We start from the raw sequence: 16627 nt of genomic DNA, 5'->3' as shown, positions 1-16627 counted from the left end.
AGGCTAGGTGGGGGTTCCCGGCGGCGTCGAATCCCCCTGTGGACAGACATGTGGACGGATGTGGACAACGCCGACTCGAACGTTGTCCACGTTCCCTCCACCCTGTGCACAGATCTGTGGAAGCGTCTTGGGGATACTGCTGGAAAACGGGTCTGACCGGACATTTCGCTTTCCACACCCCGTGGGGGGAAAGTGGTGTCAAGTGCACGTTGAAGGTTGCTGCTCGCCTCGTCTTGAGCGTGCCCTGAGGTTGCACTGAGGAATCCTCCCCGGCATCCTCGCGGGCATGCGGAAGGGCCCGCATCCGGTCGGATGCGGGCCCTCGCGAGCGACGTCAGGACGTCACTTGGCGGCGACCACCTTGAGGGTGATCGTCGCGATGATGTCGTCGCGCAGACGAGCGGTGGCGGTGTGCTCGCCCGTGGCGCGGATCGGCGTCGGGATCTCGATGACGCGGCGGTCGATCGAGCCGTGGCCGGCGGCCTCGACGGCCTCCGCGATGTCCTTCGTCTGGATCGAGCCGAAGAGGCGGCCCTCGGCGCCGGCCTTGGCCGACAGCACGACGGCGTTGGCCTCGAGGCGCTGGCGCAGGTCCTGCGCCTCCTCGATCGTGGCGTGCTCGCGCGCAGCGCGGGCGGCCTTGATCTGCTCGACCTGCTTCTCGCCGCCGCGCGACCAGGCGACGGCCAGGCCCTGCGGGACGAGGTAGTTGCGCGCGAAGCCGTTCTTGACCTCGACGACGTCACCGGCGGATCCGAGGCCCGAGACCTCGTTCGTGAGAATGAGCTTTGCCATCGTCAGCCCCCTCAGCGTCCGGCGCCCGAGTAGGGCAGGAGCGCCATCTCGCGCGCGTTCTTGATCGCCTTGGCGATCAGGCGCTGCTCCTGCACCGACACACCGGTGATGCGACGGGCACGGATCTTGCCGCGCTCCGAGATGAACTTCTTGAGCGTCGCGACGTCCTTCCAGTCGATGACGCCGACCTTGATCGCCTTGGCCGGAGCGGCGTTCTTGCCGCCCTTCGGGCCCCGCGGCTTGCGGTTCTGCGGCTTGCCAGCCATAGTGCTTGCCTTTCCTGTTCGGGGCCGGAGCCCCTATGCATGTGAGTGGGTGCGCCCCTAGAAGGGCGTCTCGTCGTTGTAGGAGGTGCCCGGCGCGCCCCAGACGTCAGCCTGCGGCTGCGCCTGGTTCGACTGCTGGGGCTGGCCCCACGGCTCGTCGGCGACCTGCTGCTGGCCGCCGAAGCCGCCTGCCTGGCCCTGGCCGCCCGAGCTGCGGCCCGCGCCGCCGCCCGACGTGCGGGTGACCTGCGCGGTGGCGTAGCGGAGCGAGGGGCCGATCTCGTCGACCTCGAGCTCGATGACGGTGCGCTTCTCGCCCTGCTGCGTCTCGAACGAGCGCTGCTTCAGGCGGCCCTGCGCGATGACGCGCGAGCCCTTCTGCAGGCTCTGCGACACGTGCTCGGCGAACTCGCGCCACACCGACGCGCGGAGGAACAGCGCCTCGCCGTCCTTCCACTCGTTCGCCTGGCGGTCGAACGTGCGGGGCGTGGAAGCGATCGTGAAGTTCGCGACCGCGAGGCCGTTCTGCGTGTAGCGCAGCTCCGGGTCGGCCGTCAGGTTGCCGACGACCGTGATGATCGTCTCGCCAGCCATGGCTACTCGGCCTCGACCTCGGCAGCGGGCGCAGCGGGCGCGGCAGCCTTCTTGGCGGCCTTCGCCTCGGCCTCGCGGCGCGACTTCGACGTCTGCGTGACGGCGTCCTCGGCACGGAGCACCTTCGTGCGCATGACGGCCTCCGACAGCTTCAGCTGGCGGTCGAGCTCGACCGTGGTGGCCGACTCGGCCGTGAAGTTCACGACGGCGTAGATGCCCTCGAACTTCTTGTCGATCTCGTATGCCAGGCGGCGACGGCCCCAGATGTCGACGGTGTCGATCGTGCCGCCGTCGTTGCGGACGACGTTGAGGAACTTGTCGAGCGACGGGGCGACGGTGCGCTCGTCGACCTCCGGGTCCAGAATCACCATCAGCTCGTACTGCTGCATGCTTCACCCACCTCCTTCGGACTAGAACGGCTGCAGGCGGTCTGCAGCAGGAGGGTATGCATGGTGCGCGGGACGCGTGCTCGAGATCGAGCCGAGCCCGCACAACCTTGCAAGGGTACCGCAGGACCTCACTCGCGCGCCAGACCGGATGCGCCGGACGGGAGGGCCCGGCTGCCGGGGCCGCTCAGGCCGCGGGCCGCTGCCGCCGCTCGCGGCGCGCCAGCGCGGCCGAGCCGAGCAGGCCGATGCCGTTGATCGCGCCGACCGCGCAGACGATCGCGCGCCACCACGACCACGAATCGTCGATCGTCGCAGCGACCGCGAGCACCCCGATGAGCACGAGGATGCCGGCGCCGACGACCGTCGAGAGCCCGGGGCGGCGCCACCACCAGGCCTCGTAGCGCGACCACCACGTGTCGCCCTTCGGGCGGCTCGCGAGGATCATCGCGTCGGCGAGCGTCGCGCCCATGCCGCGCGGCTCGTACGCGACGGCGCCGGGCTCGAGCGCCGGGTCGCCGCCGTGCAGCAGCCGCGTCATCGCCTCCGGAGCGCCGATCGCCGCGACGATCCGCTCGACCGGCACGGCGGAGAGCGGCTCGCGCCACAGCGCCGCGACCGCGGCGAGGCGCTCGGCGTCCCAGCCGAGCTGCGCGGCGAGCACCCCGGGCAGCTCCGACAGCTCGGTGGTGCGCAGCCGGTCCTGCAGCGCGAGCACCGCCGGCGCCGCGCCGTCGCCCTGGACGCCGATCGACGGATCGTTCCACCCGATGCCCCAGTCGGCCTCGCCCGCCCAGCGCTGCATCCGCCCGGGGCTCGCGGCCACGGGCCGCCGGGTCCAGGCGAGCAGATCGATGCGGTCGTCCGCCGCGACCACGGCGAGCACGGGCTTCGCCGCGCCCCACCAGGTCGGGAAGCGGGGCGACTCCGTCACGACGAGCGCGCGCCCGTCGGCCGGCACGAGCACCGCCCTGCCGCCGGCGCCCTGCGCGAGCTCGGGCAGCCGCGGCCGGACCGCCGCCGCGTCGAGGGGCACGAGCGAGACGACGCGCGCCGACCCCGCCATCGCGGCCTCCAGGCGCTCGGCGAGCGCCGCATCCGGGTCGAAGCCGCCGGGTATGACGCTCACCGGCGCGGCGGCCAGGCCCGGCGCGGCGTCGTCCTCGGCGGGCGCGAGCAGCACCGCGGCGTCGAGCGCCCGGGCGATGCGGGCGGCGACGGCCTCGAGCGACAGGCCCTCCTCGACGCCGTCGGCGCCCGCGACCAGCGCGACGGAGCGCTCGACCGCGAGCTCGCCGGCCAGGGCACCGGCGGCCTGCATGAGGTCATCGCGGCCGACGAGGCCGATGAGCCGCTCGGTGCGCAGCACCTCGAGCGCGCGGTCGAGGAGCCCCGGCCGCGGCTCGCGCTCGAGGAGGTCGAGCGAGACCCGATGCACGGGCTGCTCGGCGATCGGCGCGTCGTCGGACGGGTGGGGCTGCACGGGCAGAGCCTATGCGCGGCCCGGTGCGCCGCCGCGCGTCACGCCGAGCGCGCCGCCCACCACTCGCGCAGCATCGCCTCGGCGCGCTCCTCGCCGAGCGGGCCGTGCTCGAGCCTGGCCTCGAGCAGCATCCGGTAGGCCTCGCCCACCTCGCGGCCCGGCGCGATGCCGAGGATCGCCATGATGCGCTCGCCGTCGAGGTCGGGGCGCACGGCGTCGAGCTCCTCCTGCTCGGCCAGCTCGGCGATGCGGCGCTCGAGGTCGTCGTAGGCGAAGTCGAGCCGCTCGGCCTTGCGGCGGTTGCGCGTGGTGACGTCGGAGCGGGTGAGGATGTGGAGACGCTCGAGCAGCGGGCCCGCGTCGCGCACGTAGCGCCGCACGGCGGAGTCCGACCATCCCTGGTCGCCGTAGCCGTAGAAGCGCAGGTGCAGCTCGACGAGCCGCGACACCGCCTTCACCGTGTCGTTGTCGAACCGGAGCGCCTTGAGGCGCTTCGCCGCCATCCGCGCGCCGACGACGTCGTGCTGGTGGAACGTGACGACGCGGCCCTCGATGCGTCGCGTCGCGGGCTTGCCGATGTCGTGCAGGAGGCCCGCGAGGCGCGAGACGAGGTCGAGCTCGGCGCCCGGGTGGCGCGAGGCCTCGAGGTCGATGCCCTGCTGGAGCACCGTGAGCGAGTGCTCGAAGACGTCCTTGTGGTGCGCGTGCTCGTCGGCCTCGAGCCGCAGCGCCGGCACCTCTGGCAGCACCCGGTCGAGGATGCCGGTCTCGGTGAGGAGGCGGATGCCCGGCACGGGCGAGGCCGTGCGCAGCAGCTTCGAGAGCTCGTCGCGCACCCGCTCCGCGGAGATGCCGAGGATGCGCTCCGCCTGCGCCTCCATCGCCTCGACGACGCGCGGCGCCACCGAGAAGCCCAGCTGCGCGGCGAAGCGCGCGGCCCGCATCATGCGCAGCGGGTCGTCGCCGAAGGATCGCTCGGGCGCCTGCGGAGTGTCGAGCACGCCGGCGAGCAGGTGCTCGAGGCCGCCGCCGACGTCGACGAGCTGCGGCAGCCGCTCCTCCGTGCCGTCGCGGCGCGGCGTGAGCAGCAGCGCCATCGCGTTGACCGTGAAGTCGCGGCGCACGAGATCGTCCTCGAGCCGCTCGCCGAACGCGACCGATGGCTTGCGCGAGACGCCGTCGTACTGGTCGGCGCGGTACGTGGTGATCTCCACGTCGGCGCCGCCGATCCGCGCGGCGATCGTGCCGAACTCGCGGCCCACGTCCCACGTGGCGTCGGCGAGCGGCGCGACGACGGCGAGGATCTCGTCCGGCGAGGCGCTCGAGGCGAAGTCGAGGTCCGTGACGCTGCGGTCGAGGAAGGCGTCGCGCACGGGGCCGCCGACGAGCGCGAGCTCGTGGCCCGCCGCCGCGAAGGCCGCCGCGAGCCCCGCGGTCGGCGCCTCAGCGACCAGCGCCTCGAGCCGCCCTGCGGCCTCACCCATGTCCGTCACGACCGACCATCCTCGCAGATCCGCGGCCGCGCGGTCGCGGCGGGCCGCGTCCCTGACCCCACCTAGACTTGCCGCATGCTGTCGGCTGGTCGCCTCGCCGGGCGGCGCGCGACCGCGCTCGCCGCCGCTGCCGCCGCGACGGCGCTGCTCGTCGCGCCGGTGGTCGGCAGCGAGCCCGCCGCCGCCACGACCGCCCCGGCGGCCGAGGGCCCGACGCTCACGATCGCGCCGACCGACCCGCTGCTGTCGGAGGGCGAGGAGCTCGAGCTCGAGCTTCGGCTCGAGAACCCGGGCGATGCGGTGCTGCCCGCCTCGACGGTCGAGGTGCTGCTCACCTCCTCCCCCATCGGCACCCGCTACGGCCTCTCGCGCTGGTTCGAAGGCCAGGCGCTCTTCGCGAGCGCGCCGGTCGCGCAGGTCGAGGTGCCCGCCGCGGCGGCCGGCGACGCCGCGACGGCCACCGTGACCATCGACGCCGAGGCGCTCGGCCTCGACGGCCGGCAGTGGGGCGCGTACGGCATCGGGGCGACCGACGGCTCGCTCGCGATGGCCACGAGCGTCGTCGTGCGCGACGAGCCCGGCGAGTCGAGCCCGACTCGCCTCGCCCTCGCGGCGCCCATCGACTCCGGCGCCACCGAGGGCCTCCTGGACGCCGACGACCTCGAGCGCACGACCGCGCTCGGCGGCCAGGCGCGCGAGGCGCTCGACGCCGCGATCGACGCCGGCGCCACGATCGGCGCCGATCCGCTCCTCGCCGCGAGCGCGGCGGCGCTCGGCGAGGACGCGCCGCAGGCCGCCGAGGCCTGGCTCGAGCGCGTCGACCGCCCGGAGACGTACCCGCTGCAGTTCGGCAACGCCGACCCGATCGCGCAGGTCCGCGCCGGCGCCTACCCGGTCGAGCCCATCGGCATCCCCCGCGACGACGCGCCGATGCTGCCGCCCGGCGCCGCCGCGATCGGCACCCGGCAGCCCGTCATCGACGCGACCGCCGCCGTGCTCACGGCGGACGACCTGCGCGGCCTCGGCACGGCCGGCACGGTGGTGCTCACGACCGCGAACCTCGACGAGCTGCTCGTCGGCTCGACGCCGAGCGCCCACGCCCGCGTCGAGGGCGTCGACGTGGTGGCCGCGGATGCGGAGCTGCAGTCGCTCGTCCGCGCCGCCGGCCGCGACGAGGGCGTCGCCGCCTCCGACTCCCGCGCCCGCGCCCTCGGACTGCTGGCCACCGTCACGCGCGAGCGGCCCTCCGACCCGCGCACCCTCGCCGCGATGCTCCCGGCGTCGAGCACCGGCGACGTCGCCGCGCTGCTCGCCGATCTGGACGACGCGACCTTCGTCGAGACCGTCGGCATCGACGCCGCGCTCGACGCGCCGGTGCGCGACGCCGTGCTCGCCGCCGACGACGACCCCCAGCGCGACGCCGGCGCGCAGCTCGTGCGCGCAGCGCTCGACCAGGAGGCGGAGGCCGCGCAGGTCGCGAGCATCGTCGACGACCCCTCCACCCTGCTCGCGGGCCTCCGGCTCGATCTGCTGCTCGCCCTCCCTGACGCGGGACGCAGCGTCACCGAGGCGGACCGCGTCGCCATCGACGGGGTCGCCGGCGCGCTCGCCGACATCCGGCACGCGGTCCGGATCGTCGGCGGCAGCGACATCCAGGCCGTGGGCACGTCGCTGCCGCTGCCGATCACGCTCACGAACGAGCTCGAGGTCGAGACGACCGTCGTGCTGACCGTGCGGCCCTCCAACGCCCTCGTGACGGTGCCGGACCCGGAGGTCGAGGTCACGGTCGCGCCGGGCAGCCAGCAGCGCGTGCAGGTGCCCATCGAGATCGTCGGCGCCGGCACCGTCCTCATGATCGCGCAGCTGCAGACGCCCGACGGCGTCTCGCTCGGCCAGATCCAGACGGTGCGCGTCGCGGCCCGACCGACGATCGAGGCGGTCGTGGCGTGGACCCTCGGCATCGGCATCGCGCTGCTGCTGGGCTTCGGCGTGTGGCGCTCGGTGCGCAAGCGACGCAGCGGCGAGGCGCGCGGCGACCTCGACGACCGCACCACCCGCCGGCGCACCGAGCCGAACCCGATCATCGAGGAGACCGCGTGAGCACAGGCAGGGCGAGCGCGATCATCGCCTCGGGGACGATGGTCTCGCGCATCCTCGGCTTCGTGAAGGCGGGCATGCTCGCCGCCGCGATCGGGCAGTCGTTCTCGCAGTCCGCCGCGGCCTTCGGCCTCGCCAACCAGCTGCCGAACAACGTCTACGCGCTCGTCGCCGGCGGCGTCATGAGCGCCGTGCTCGTGCCGCAGATCGTCAAGGCGTCGAAGGCGAAGGACGGCGGCGAGTCGTACGTCTCGAAGATCCTCACGCTCGGCGGCACCGTCTTCCTGCTCCTGACGATCGTCGCCACCATCGCGGCGCCGTTCCTCGTGCAGATCTACGCCGTGAGCGCCGGCGAGGACGGCCGAGGCTTCAGCGACGGCCAGATGGCCCTCGCGATCGGGCTCGCCTACTGGTGCATGCCGCAGATCCTCTTCTACGCGATCTACACGCTGCTCGGCGAGATCTACAACGCGCGCAGCCAGTTCGGCCCTTACACCTGGGCGCCCGTCGCCAACAACGTCATCGGCATCGCGGGCCTCGCGGTCTTCATGCTGCTCTTCGGCGAGGCCGAGACGAACAAGTCGCTCGACGTGTGGGACGCCGACCGCGTCATGTGGCTCGGCATCATCACGACCGGCGCGGTCGCGGTGCAGGCGCTCGTGCTCGTGCTGTTCTTCCGCCGCACCGGCATGCGGTTCCGCCTCGACTTCGGCTGGCGGGGCGTGGGCCTGCGCGCCACCGGCAAGAGCGCCATGTGGCTCTTCGGCATCGTCATCATCGGGCAGATCAAGGGCCTCGTGCAGTCGCGCGTCGCCTCGATGGGCGACGAGGCGAACATCCTCACCATGCAGAACGCCTGGTACGTGTTCTCGCTCCCCCACTCGATCATCGCGGTCTCGATCGCCATCGCGTACTTCACGCGGATGTCGCACCACGCGAACGACGGCGAGATCGGCAAGATCCGCAGCGACCTCTCGGGCGCGCTCCGCGGCGTAGGGATGCTCACGACCATCGCCGCGATCATGGTCGCCGTGGTCGCCCCGCCGCTCGCCCGCATCTTCGAGCAAGGCTACGCAGGATCGATCGCGATGTCGTGGGTGATCTGGGCGTTCCTCGTCTGCGCCGTCGCCTACTCGGCCGAATACGTCATCCAGCGCGTCTTCTTCGCCCTCGGCGACACCCGCACCGCGTTCCTCTACGCGTGCGTGAGCATGTTCGTCACCTTCGCGCTGCTGTGGTGGGCCTCGACGCTGCCCGCGGTCTGGATCATCGCAGGCACCGCGCTCGCCGTCTCGATCGCCAACCTCGTCTCCGCCTCCGTGTGGCTCGTGCTCGTGCGCCGGAAGATCGGCCCCTTCGGCTTCCGCCTCGTCGCGTGGCGGCACGTGCAGTACCTGCTGTACGCGATCCCCGCCGGCGCGGTCGGCTTCGCGGTCGTCTGGGCGATGGGCGGCTACGTCGACGGCGGCTTCGGCACCATCAACAAGCCGGCGGGCGTCATCACCTGCATCGTCGCGGGCGCGGCGATGGCCGTCGTCTACTTCGGCATCCTCTTCCTCACCCGCAACCCCGACTTCCGCTCGACCGTCGACCTCGTCGTCGGCCGCCTGCGCCGCGGCCGGGCCTGACGCCCTCGCCCGCACCGTGGGGCCCCAGCGGCCGCGGGGCTGCGCTCAGGGGCCTCCTGGGCGGCTCCGGGGTGTCGCCGCGGCCCGATCGCTAGGGTCGGCTCCACCGGTCGCGCACGCGCCCGCCGAACCAGGGGGATCCATGGCCAGCCCGCTCATCCGCATCGTCGCGCCGCTGCTCGTCGGCGCGCTCGCCGGGGCCGGCGCCATCGTGGGCGCCACGCTGCGGCGCGAGCGCGCGCGGCTCGAGCTCGCGCCCGCCCCGAGGCCGCTCGCCGCCGAGGGCTGGTGGTCGTCGGACTCCTCGTCGTCGCTCGCCCACGCGCATCCCGCCGTGCTCATCGTCGACGCCGGCACCGCGCGGCTCGTCGACTCGTGGGACCGCCGCACGCGCGACCGCGTGGCCCGCCCCGTGGTGCGCCGCACCCCCGAGTGGCCGCGCGAGGGCCTGCTCGTGGTCGACGCCGCGACCGGCGACCTGCTCGCCGTGGTGGAGGCCCGCGACGGCGCGAGCGCGGGAATGCCGGCGACCTAGGATCGGTTGTGCTCCCCAGAGACCCCGACCCAGGAGATGTCGTGCACGACCTCATCATCATCGGCTCCGGCCCCGCCGGCTTCACCGCGGCGATCTACGCGGCGCGCGCCAACCTCAAGCCGGTCGTGCTCGCCTCGAGCGTCGCGATGGGCGGCGACCTCATGACCACCACCGAGGTCGAGAACTTCCCCGGCTTCCCCGAGGGCGTCCAGGGCCCCGACCTCATGTTCGCGATGCAGCAGCAGGCCGAGCGCTTCGGCGCCGACGTGCGCATGGTCGACGCGACCGACCTCGAGCTCGAGGGCGACATCAAGCGCGTCCACGTCGGCGACGAAGTCCTCGAGGCCCGCGCCGTGATCTACGCGACCGGCTCGGAGTACCGCAAGCTCGGCGTCGAGGGCGAGCAGCGCCTCTCGGGCCACGGCGTCTCGTGGTGCGCGACCTGCGACGGCTTCTTCTTCAAGCAGAAGCAGCTCGTGGTCGTGGGCGGCGGCGACTCGGCGATGGAGGAGGCGACCTTCCTCACGAAGTTCGCCGACCACGTCACGATCGTGCACCGCTCCGAGACGTTCCGCGCCAGCGCGGCGATGCTCGAGCGCGCCGAGCAGGACCCGAAGATCTCGTTCCTCACGAACGCCACGCTCGACGAGATCCTCGGCACCGAGATCAACGGCACCGAGCAGGTCACCGGCGTGGTGCTGCGCGACACCGTGTCGGGCGAGACGCGCACGATGCCCGTCGACGGCGTCTTCGTCGCGATCGGCTCCGACCCGCGCACGCACCTCATCCACGGCAAGCTCGAGCTCACGGCCGACGGCACCATCGCCGTCGACGGCCGCAGCTCCCGCACCTCGGTCGAGGGCGTGTTCGCCGCCGGCGACGTCATCGACCCCACCTACCGCCAGGCCGTCACGGCCGCCGCATCCGGCACCGTGGCCGCCCTGGACGCACAGCACCACCTGGCCGCGCACCCCGCGCCGGCCCTCGATGAGGCCTAGGAGGCACAGAGTGAAGGAAGTCACCACCGCGTCGTTCGAGCAGGACGTGCTCAACGCCGACAAGCCCGTGCTCGTCGACTTCTGGGCGGCCTGGTGCGGTCCCTGCCGCGCGGTCAGCCCGATCCTCGAGCAGATCGACGGCGAGACCGACAAGCTCGACGTCGTCAAGGTGAACGTCGACCAGGAGCCCGACCTCGCCATGCGCTACAACATCACGTCGATCCCGGCGATGAAGGTGTTCCAGGGCGGCCAGGTCGTCAAGGAGCTCATCGGCGCCCGTCCGAAGCCCGCCATGGAGCAGGAGCTCGCCGCGTTCCTCTGACGCGCGACGCACGAAGGCCCCGGGGACTCCCCCGGGGCCTTCGTAGTGCCGGACGCGGGCTACTGCTGCGGCGGCAGCGAGCCGCCGAAGCCCTGCTCGCCGAGCTCCGAGAGGATGCGGTCGAGGTCGGCGACCGTCGCGAAGTCGATGGTGAGCTGCCCCTTCGAGCGACCGAGCGAGACGCGCACACGCGTGTCGAGGCGGTCCTCCAGCCGCGTGGCGATCTCGTCGAGCCCGTGCTGCACCGCGCCCTTCGTGGGCGCCCGGCGCGGCGTGCGCGACTGCAGCAGGCCCGCCGCGGTCTCCGCCGCACGGACTGAGAGATCCTCATTGACGATCTTCGCGGCGAGCTGCTCCTGCGCCTCGCGCGTGGAGAGCGAGAGAATCGCACGGGCGTGGCCGGCGGAGAGCACGCCGGAGGCGACCCGGGCCTGGATGGGCTCGGGCAGCTTCAAGAGCCGGATGGTGTTCGAGATCTGCGGGCGGCTGCGGCCGATCCGGCGCGACAGCTCCTCCTGGGTGATCGCGAAGTCCTCCATGAGCTGCTGGTACGCCGAGGCCTCCTCGAGGGGGTTCAGCTCCGCGCGGTGGAGGTTCTCGAGCAGCGCGTCGCGCAGCATCGCGTCGTCGGTGGTGTCGCGGATGACCGCGGGGATGCTCTCGAGGCCTGCGCGCTGGCTCGCGCGCCAGCGCCGCTCCCCCATGATGAGCTCGTACTTCGGGCCGTCCGGGTCCGGGGCCGAGATCGGCCGCACGACGATGGGTTGCAGAACCCCGAACTCGCGGATCGAGTGCTCGAGCTCGGCGAGGTCGTCCTCGTCGAACACGGTGCGCGGCTGGTTGGCGTTGGGCCGGATGTCGCCGGGCGAGACGGCGCCGAAGGTCGCGCCGGGCACCTCGAGCAGCTCGTGCTCCTGCTCGTCGTCGTCGCTCGAGAAGAACACGTCGACGGGGCGGCTGCCGGGCTTCGGGGTGCTGCGGCGGCGGCGCTGCGACGCGGGCGCAGCGGGTCGGGCATCCTGCTGCTCGGCCGGCGCCTGCGTCGATGCGGGCGCCGGGCGCTCCTCGGCGGGCGCTGCCGTCGGCGCGGGACCGGTCGGGATGAGGGCGCCGATGCCGCGCCCGAGCCCTGCCTTCTTGCTCATGCCGCTCCTCTGCGTGCGATCTCGGCGGCAGCCTCGCGGTACGAGAGCGCGCCGGGTGAGTTGGGATCGTAGGCGATCACGGTCTGGCCGTAGCCAGGCGCCTCCGAGACGCGGACCGACCTCGGGATGATCGCCTCGAGCGTCTGCGTCGGGAAGTGCGCCTTCACCTCGTCGACGACCTGGCGCGACAGGAGCGTGCGGCCGTCGAACATCGTGAGGAGGACGGTCGACAGGTCGAGCGTCGGGTTGAGGTGCGCCTTGATGCGGTCGATCGTGTCGAGCAGCTGGGTCACGCCCTCGAGGGCGTAGTACTCGCACTGGATCGGCAGCAGCACCTCGGTCGCCGCGGTGAAGGCGTTGATCGTGAGCAGCCCGAGCGACGGCGGGCAGTCGATGAAGACGTAGTGCGGCGGCACCGACGTCTCGGTGAGGAAGCGGTCGAGCGCCTCACGCAGGCGGTGCTCGCGTCGCTCCATGCCGGCGAGCTCGAGGTCGGCGCCCGCGAGGTGGATCGTCGACGGCACGACCTGCAGCCTGTCGTCCTGGGGGCTCGTCGCGATGGCCGACGCCAGCGGCTCCCCATCGATGAGCACGTCGTAGGTGCTCATGACGTCCGCGTGGTGGTCGATGCCGAGCGCGGTCGAGGCGTTCCCCTGCGGATCGAGGTCGAGCACCAGCACCCGTGCGCCGCCCTGGGCGAGCGCTGCGGCGAGATTGACGGCGCTGGTCGTCTTGCCGACGCCGCCCTTCTGGTTCACCACCGTCATGATCCGGGTGCGTGCGGGGAGGGGCACCTGCTGAGCCTGGAGCGCCTGACGCCGACGTGCCATCGCAGCGAGCTCGCGGGCGATCGGCGTCGTGTCGAACTTACCGGTGGTCACGCGGGCCTTCCTGTCGATGTTTCACGTGGAACATCCGTCCGAGGCTCTCGCGAGCCGCGCGCTCGCGCGCGAGGGATGCAGAACACCTAGTGTGGCGCGTCGACGCGCTGTCGCAAAGTCGGTGCTGTGCCGTGTCGTCCACTGCAACACCGAGGCGCACTCTCCACAGACCTATGGATGCCTGTGGAGAACGTTCGGTGACGGTGTTCGCACACCATCGCGGTCCAAGCGCGACGTCCGAGAGGTCAGATTCCGCGTGTTTCCGGGAGATTTCGGGCCATGGAACCGTCGTTGACCTCAAGTTCGGCGTTCCGCGGTCGCCGTACTTGTCCACAGTTGTCCACAGGTCACGGGCCAGTCTCGAACGCAGCAGCGCGCGTCGTACGCCGAGCCTCGCACGCGATCGACCGCGTGTCGCGCGAGCGCGCGCATGCTCGTCGTATCTGCGCGCCTCGCTCCGCGGAATGTTTCACGTGGAACGCCTGGTGCGACGCCATGCCGACGCCTGCCGCGCGCGATGCAGGTCTCGTCGTCCCGCAGGCCACGCCAGCGCCATGTCCGGACCCCACGAGCCGGCGAGCATCCTGCCCGACGGCACTCACGCACCGATGATCGATGTTCCACGTGAAACACATCGGTCATGCGCGAGCCGCTGCGCTGCGATCGCACACCAGCCGCAGCCGAGTCGCGGCCGACCCGCTGACGCGGCAGCCGTCGTGCTGCCTCCCAGCCGCCGCGACGGCACCGCGCACGTCGATCACACGTAGCCCTCGTGCCACAGATGTTCCACGTGAAACGACTTGCCTAATCGCGAGCATCAGACGCGGTGACCCGGCTGGTGCGTTGGCGCCATCGCCGTCTCTTCGCATTGGTCGCGGTCAGCGGCTTCATGACACAGCCGCTACTGATGTTCCACGTGAAACATCCCAGTCCTCGGCGAGGGTCTGGATCATCAGCTGCGCGGAGCAAGCCCGGAGCGCGAGGAGCGCATCAGCGGGCGACGCGAAGCAAGAGCGACCGCGCCGATGCAGTGGCGGCCAGGTCCGTGGCCGGCCAGGCCGATGTTGCACGTGAAACAACCGCAGCACCGAGCCGGTGGGCCGCTCAGCTCACGCGGCGAAGCGCGCGACGCCGCCACAGCGGAGCGCAGTACGCCTGCACGGACTGAGCTCGGCGCACGGCCCGCTCCACGCGCACGGCGGTCGGGGCACGACGCCCGCCATCGGCAGGTGTGCTCCATCCGGCAGCACGACGCAGTGCCGTCGCCGCGGGTGCAGCAGATCAGGGATCGACGAGCGCTCGCACCACGCGCGTGACCTCGAGGCCGTGCTCCGCGCCGAGCTCCAGCACCTCGACCGACTGCAGCCGGTGCTTGCGGATGACCTTGGCTGCCGCGGCGATCTCGTCGTCGGCCCGCGCGCCCTTGAGCAGCAGCAGCTCGCCGCCGGAGCGCGCCAGGGGAGCGGTGAGCGGGATGAGCGAGCGCAGCGCGGAGACCGCACGTGCCGTGACCTGGTCGAGCGGCAGCAGCTCGCCGCTGCCCGGAACGTCCTCGGCGCGGGCGCGCAGCACCCGCACGTTCGTGAGGCCGATCCGGTCGACCTCCGACTGCAGCCAGTCGGTGCGCCGCTCCATAGGCTCGATGAGCGTCAGCTCGACGTCGGGCCGCGCGATCGCCAGCACGAGCCCGGGGAGGCCGGCACCGGACCCGACGTCGCCGACGCGACCACGGAGCAGGGGAGCAACGAGCGCAGAGTTGAGGATATGTCGTGTCCAGAGCTGCGGCAGCTCGCGGGGGCCGATGAGGCCCAGCGTCTCGCCGTGCTCGGCGAGCGACGCCGTGAACGACCGTGCCAGGTCGATGCGGTCGCCGAAGAGGGCCGCCGCCTGGGCGGGCTCGGCCTCGAGCACCGGGGGAGCGGCGTCCTCGGTCACGCGGGGACGATGACGATGTGGCGGTCCGCGCCCTCGCCCTCCGACTCGCTCGCGAGGCCGTGCTCGCGGACGAGGTCGTGCACGAGCTTGCGCTCGTAGGAGGACATCGGCTCGAGCGGCACGCGCTGCGCGCCGTCGGCCAGCGATGCGGCGGCGCGCTCGACGACCGCCTGCAGCTGCTCGGCCCGCGCGTCGCGCGACCCGGCGACGTCGAGCACGAGGCGCGAGAAGTCGCCCGTCTGCTGCTGGACCGCGAGGCGCGTCAGCTCCTGCAGCGCCGCGACCACCTCGGGCTTCGAGAGCCCGCCGAGGTCGTCGCCGGCCTCGCCGACCACGAGCGTCGTGCGCGAGCCGTCGGCGTCGATCTCGATGTCGCCGTCGACGTCGGCGATGTCGAGGAGCCCCTCGACGTAGTCCGCCGCGATCTCGCCCTCGTCGACGCGCGTGCCCTCGGCCTGCTCGGCCCGGACGGTCTCCTGCTCGGTCATGCGCGGCCCTCCCGCTTCGACTTCGTGCCCTTGCCCTTGGGCTGCTGCCGCTGGGTCTTGATCTCGACCTCGGTCTCGGCCGCGGCCTCGTCGCCCTCGACGGGCGGCAGGCCCATCCGCTGGCGCTTGCGGGCCATGCGCGCCTCGCGGGCGAGGGCGGCGTCGGAGCCCGGCGTCGGCATCTTGTTGATGATGATGAGCTGCTGCACGAGCGTGTAGATGTTCGAGACGAGCCAGTAGAACATCGTGCCGAGCGGGAACAGCCACGCGGAGACGAGGAGGAACACCGGGATGATGTACAGCAGGATGCGCTGCTGCTTGTACATCGGCGACTCCTTCATCGCCGGCGTCTGGTTCTTCGTCATGATCTGCAGCTGCGTGTAGAACTGCGTGGCGCACATGATCGCCGTGAGGACGATGGCGGTGATGATGACCCAGACGTCGCCCGAGGCGAAGCCGCCCTGCATCGTCTGGTGCAGCGGGACGACACCGAAGAGCGTCGACTGGCTGAAGAGCGTCGCCAGCTCCTCGGTGAGGAGGCCGACGCCGGCCTTGCGGTTGTTCGCGTCGGTGAGCACCTGCACGAGGCCGAGGAAGATCGGCATCTGGATGAGCAGCGGGAGGCACGAGGCGAAGGGGTTCGTGCCGGCCTTGCGGTAGGCCTCCATCGTCTCGCGCTGCATCGCCTCGCGCGAGAACTGGTCCTTCTTGCCCTTGTACTTCTTCTGGATGCGCTGGATCTCGGGCTGGATCTCGAGCGACTTCCGCGACGAGACGATCTGGCGCACGGTGAGCGGGATCATCGCCGAGCGGATCACGAGCACGAGGCCCACGATCGAGAGGACCCAGGTGAGCCCCGAGCCCTCCGCGCCGCCGAGGGCGGTGATGACCGTGTGGAATCCGACGAGGATCGCCTCGATGACCCACTTGATGGGCCACATGAGCAGGGCGAAGATGTCCAAGGTGTCAGTGCTCCTCGTGCGCGAGGACGAACCCCGCGCGGGTGGTGTGGAGCCGCCGTCGCGGCTCCGGGATGTCGTCGACGCCTCCCGGCGCCCACGGGTGGCAGCGGAGGATGCGGCGCGAGCCCATCCAGATGCCCCGGATCACCCCGTGCTGCTGGATGGCCTGGAGGGCGTAGCTCGAGCAGCTCGGGTAGTAGCGGCAGACATCGCCGTAGAGCGGTGAGATCACCGCTCGGTAGGCGACGAGGAACGCGACGCAGATGTTGCGGGGCAGGAGCGCGAGGCTCATGGCCGTCGCTCCAGGAGCGCCGTGATCCCGGCCCTGAGTGTAGCGAAGTCGGCCTCGGCCGCCGCGGGCAGGGCGCGGATCACGATGTCCTCGGCGGGATCCAGCGGCAGCTCGGCGCGGACGATCTCCGACAGCCGGCGTCGCACGCGGTTCCGCACCACGGCGTTGCCCACCTGCTTGGACACGATGAACCCGAAGCGGCTGCCTGCCGCTTCGGGCTTCGTGCGGTGCACCACCGCGAGCGGGCCGCCCGCGCGGCGACCGGTGCGCACGATGCGACGGAAGTCGTCGCCCCGCACGATCCGGTTCGCCTTCGCGAGCACCTCG

Annotated in this window: 18 protein-coding genes; 5 read left to right on the top strand and 13 right to left on the bottom strand. The window is 72.2% G+C overall.

Going from position 1 to position 16627, the window contains the following annotated elements; all coding sequences use genetic code 11:
- Positions 1-342: 342 nt before the first annotated feature.
- From rplI to IEW90_RS00750, 6 genes are all read right to left on the bottom strand, one after another.
- Positions 343-795: a 50S ribosomal protein L9 gene (gene rplI, locus IEW90_RS00775; RefSeq protein ID WP_188714992.1), complete on the bottom strand. Its 453-nt coding sequence runs from the start codon at positions 793-795 to the stop codon at positions 343-345.
- 11 nt (positions 796-806) lie between these two features.
- Complete coding sequence (gene rpsR, locus IEW90_RS00770) at positions 807-1061, bottom strand: 30S ribosomal protein S18 (protein WP_188714990.1); 255 nt, start codon at positions 1059-1061, stop codon at positions 807-809.
- A gap of 57 nt (positions 1062-1118) precedes the next feature.
- Positions 1119-1655, bottom strand: coding sequence for a single-stranded DNA-binding protein (locus tag IEW90_RS00765; RefSeq protein WP_188714988.1), 537 nt, complete (start codon positions 1653-1655; stop codon positions 1119-1121).
- Between the two features lie 2 nt (positions 1656-1657).
- On the bottom strand, positions 1658-2044 hold the full coding sequence (rpsF, locus tag IEW90_RS00760; RefSeq protein ID WP_188714986.1) for a 30S ribosomal protein S6: 387 nt from the start codon (positions 2042-2044) through the stop codon (positions 1658-1660).
- Between the two features lie 184 nt (positions 2045-2228).
- Complete coding sequence (locus IEW90_RS00755; protein WP_188714984.1) at positions 2229-3524, bottom strand: hypothetical protein; 1296 nt, start codon at positions 3522-3524, stop codon at positions 2229-2231.
- Between the two features lie 38 nt (positions 3525-3562).
- Entirely contained in the window at positions 3563-5008 is a 1446-nt protein-coding gene (locus IEW90_RS00750; protein ID WP_188717968.1) for a CCA tRNA nucleotidyltransferase, read from the bottom strand.
- An 84-nt stretch (positions 5009-5092) separates the two neighbouring features.
- Here IEW90_RS00750 and IEW90_RS00745 point away from each other — a divergent pair, with 84 nt between their 5' ends.
- From IEW90_RS00745 to trxA, 5 genes are all read left to right on the top strand, one after another.
- Positions 5093-7117 carry a DUF6049 family protein gene (locus IEW90_RS00745; RefSeq protein ID WP_188714982.1) on the top strand — a complete coding sequence of 675 codons (2025 nt, stop codon included), beginning with the start codon at positions 5093-5095 and terminating at the stop codon, positions 7115-7117.
- Positions 7114-8742: a murein biosynthesis integral membrane protein MurJ gene (gene murJ, locus IEW90_RS00740; protein WP_188714980.1), complete on the top strand. Its 1629-nt coding sequence runs from the start codon at positions 7114-7116 to the stop codon at positions 8740-8742. Before IEW90_RS00745 ends, murJ begins: the two co-directional genes overlap by 4 nt.
- 142 nt (positions 8743-8884) lie before the next feature.
- Positions 8885-9277 (top strand): hypothetical protein, encoded by a 393-nt coding sequence (locus IEW90_RS00735; protein WP_188714978.1) that lies wholly within the window; start codon positions 8885-8887, stop codon positions 9275-9277.
- Positions 9278-9318: 41 nt separating this feature from the next.
- Positions 9319-10275, top strand: a complete 957-nt coding sequence (trxB, locus tag IEW90_RS00730) for a thioredoxin-disulfide reductase (RefSeq protein WP_188714976.1) — start codon at positions 9319-9321, stop codon at positions 10273-10275.
- Positions 10265-10597 (top strand): thioredoxin, encoded by a 333-nt coding sequence (gene trxA / locus IEW90_RS00725; RefSeq protein ID WP_188714972.1) that lies wholly within the window; start codon positions 10265-10267, stop codon positions 10595-10597. Before trxB ends, trxA begins: the two co-directional genes overlap by 11 nt.
- A gap of 59 nt (positions 10598-10656) precedes the next feature.
- Here trxA and IEW90_RS00720 read toward each other — a convergent pair whose 3' ends face one another.
- The 7 genes from IEW90_RS00720 to rnpA all read right to left on the bottom strand — a co-directional run bounded on the left by IEW90_RS00720 (position 10657) and on the right by rnpA (position 16623).
- The gene (locus IEW90_RS00720; protein ID WP_188714970.1) at positions 10657-11742 is read right to left on the bottom strand and encodes a ParB/RepB/Spo0J family partition protein; all 1086 of its coding nucleotides are present in this window, start codon (positions 11740-11742) and stop codon (positions 10657-10659) included.
- Positions 11739-12572, bottom strand: a complete 834-nt coding sequence (locus tag IEW90_RS00715) for a ParA family protein (RefSeq protein WP_188717967.1) — start codon at positions 12570-12572, stop codon at positions 11739-11741. The genes IEW90_RS00720 and IEW90_RS00715 overlap by 4 nt, the downstream gene beginning before the upstream one ends.
- Positions 12573-13904: 1332 nt before the next feature.
- On the bottom strand, positions 13905-14558 hold the full coding sequence (gene rsmG / locus IEW90_RS00710) for a 16S rRNA (guanine(527)-N(7))-methyltransferase RsmG (RefSeq protein WP_229679427.1): 654 nt from the start codon (positions 14556-14558) through the stop codon (positions 13905-13907).
- Entirely contained in the window at positions 14555-15046 is a 492-nt protein-coding gene (locus IEW90_RS00705; RefSeq protein WP_188714967.1) for a Jag family protein, read from the bottom strand. Before IEW90_RS00705 ends, rsmG begins: the two co-directional genes overlap by 4 nt.
- A complete protein-coding gene (gene yidC, locus IEW90_RS00700; protein ID WP_188714965.1) occupies positions 15043-16008 on the bottom strand; it encodes a membrane protein insertase YidC in 966 nt (321 codons plus the stop codon). The genes IEW90_RS00705 and yidC overlap by 4 nt, the downstream gene beginning before the upstream one ends.
- A gap of 4 nt (positions 16009-16012) precedes the next feature.
- Positions 16013-16300 (bottom strand): membrane protein insertion efficiency factor YidD, encoded by a 288-nt coding sequence (yidD, locus tag IEW90_RS00695; protein ID WP_188714963.1) that lies wholly within the window; start codon positions 16298-16300, stop codon positions 16013-16015.
- The gene (gene rnpA / locus IEW90_RS00690; protein WP_188714961.1) at positions 16297-16623 is read right to left on the bottom strand and encodes a ribonuclease P protein component; all 327 of its coding nucleotides are present in this window, start codon (positions 16621-16623) and stop codon (positions 16297-16299) included. Before rnpA ends, yidD begins: the two co-directional genes overlap by 4 nt.
- Positions 16624-16627: the final 4 nt, after the last annotated feature.

Source organism: Agrococcus terreus (assembly GCF_014645235.1).
Lineage (GTDB): Bacteria > Actinomycetota > Actinomycetes > Actinomycetales > Microbacteriaceae > Agrococcus > Agrococcus terreus.
The sequence above is the reverse complement of the archived record's forward strand: the minus strand, read 5'-3'. Positions and strand labels throughout refer to the sequence as shown.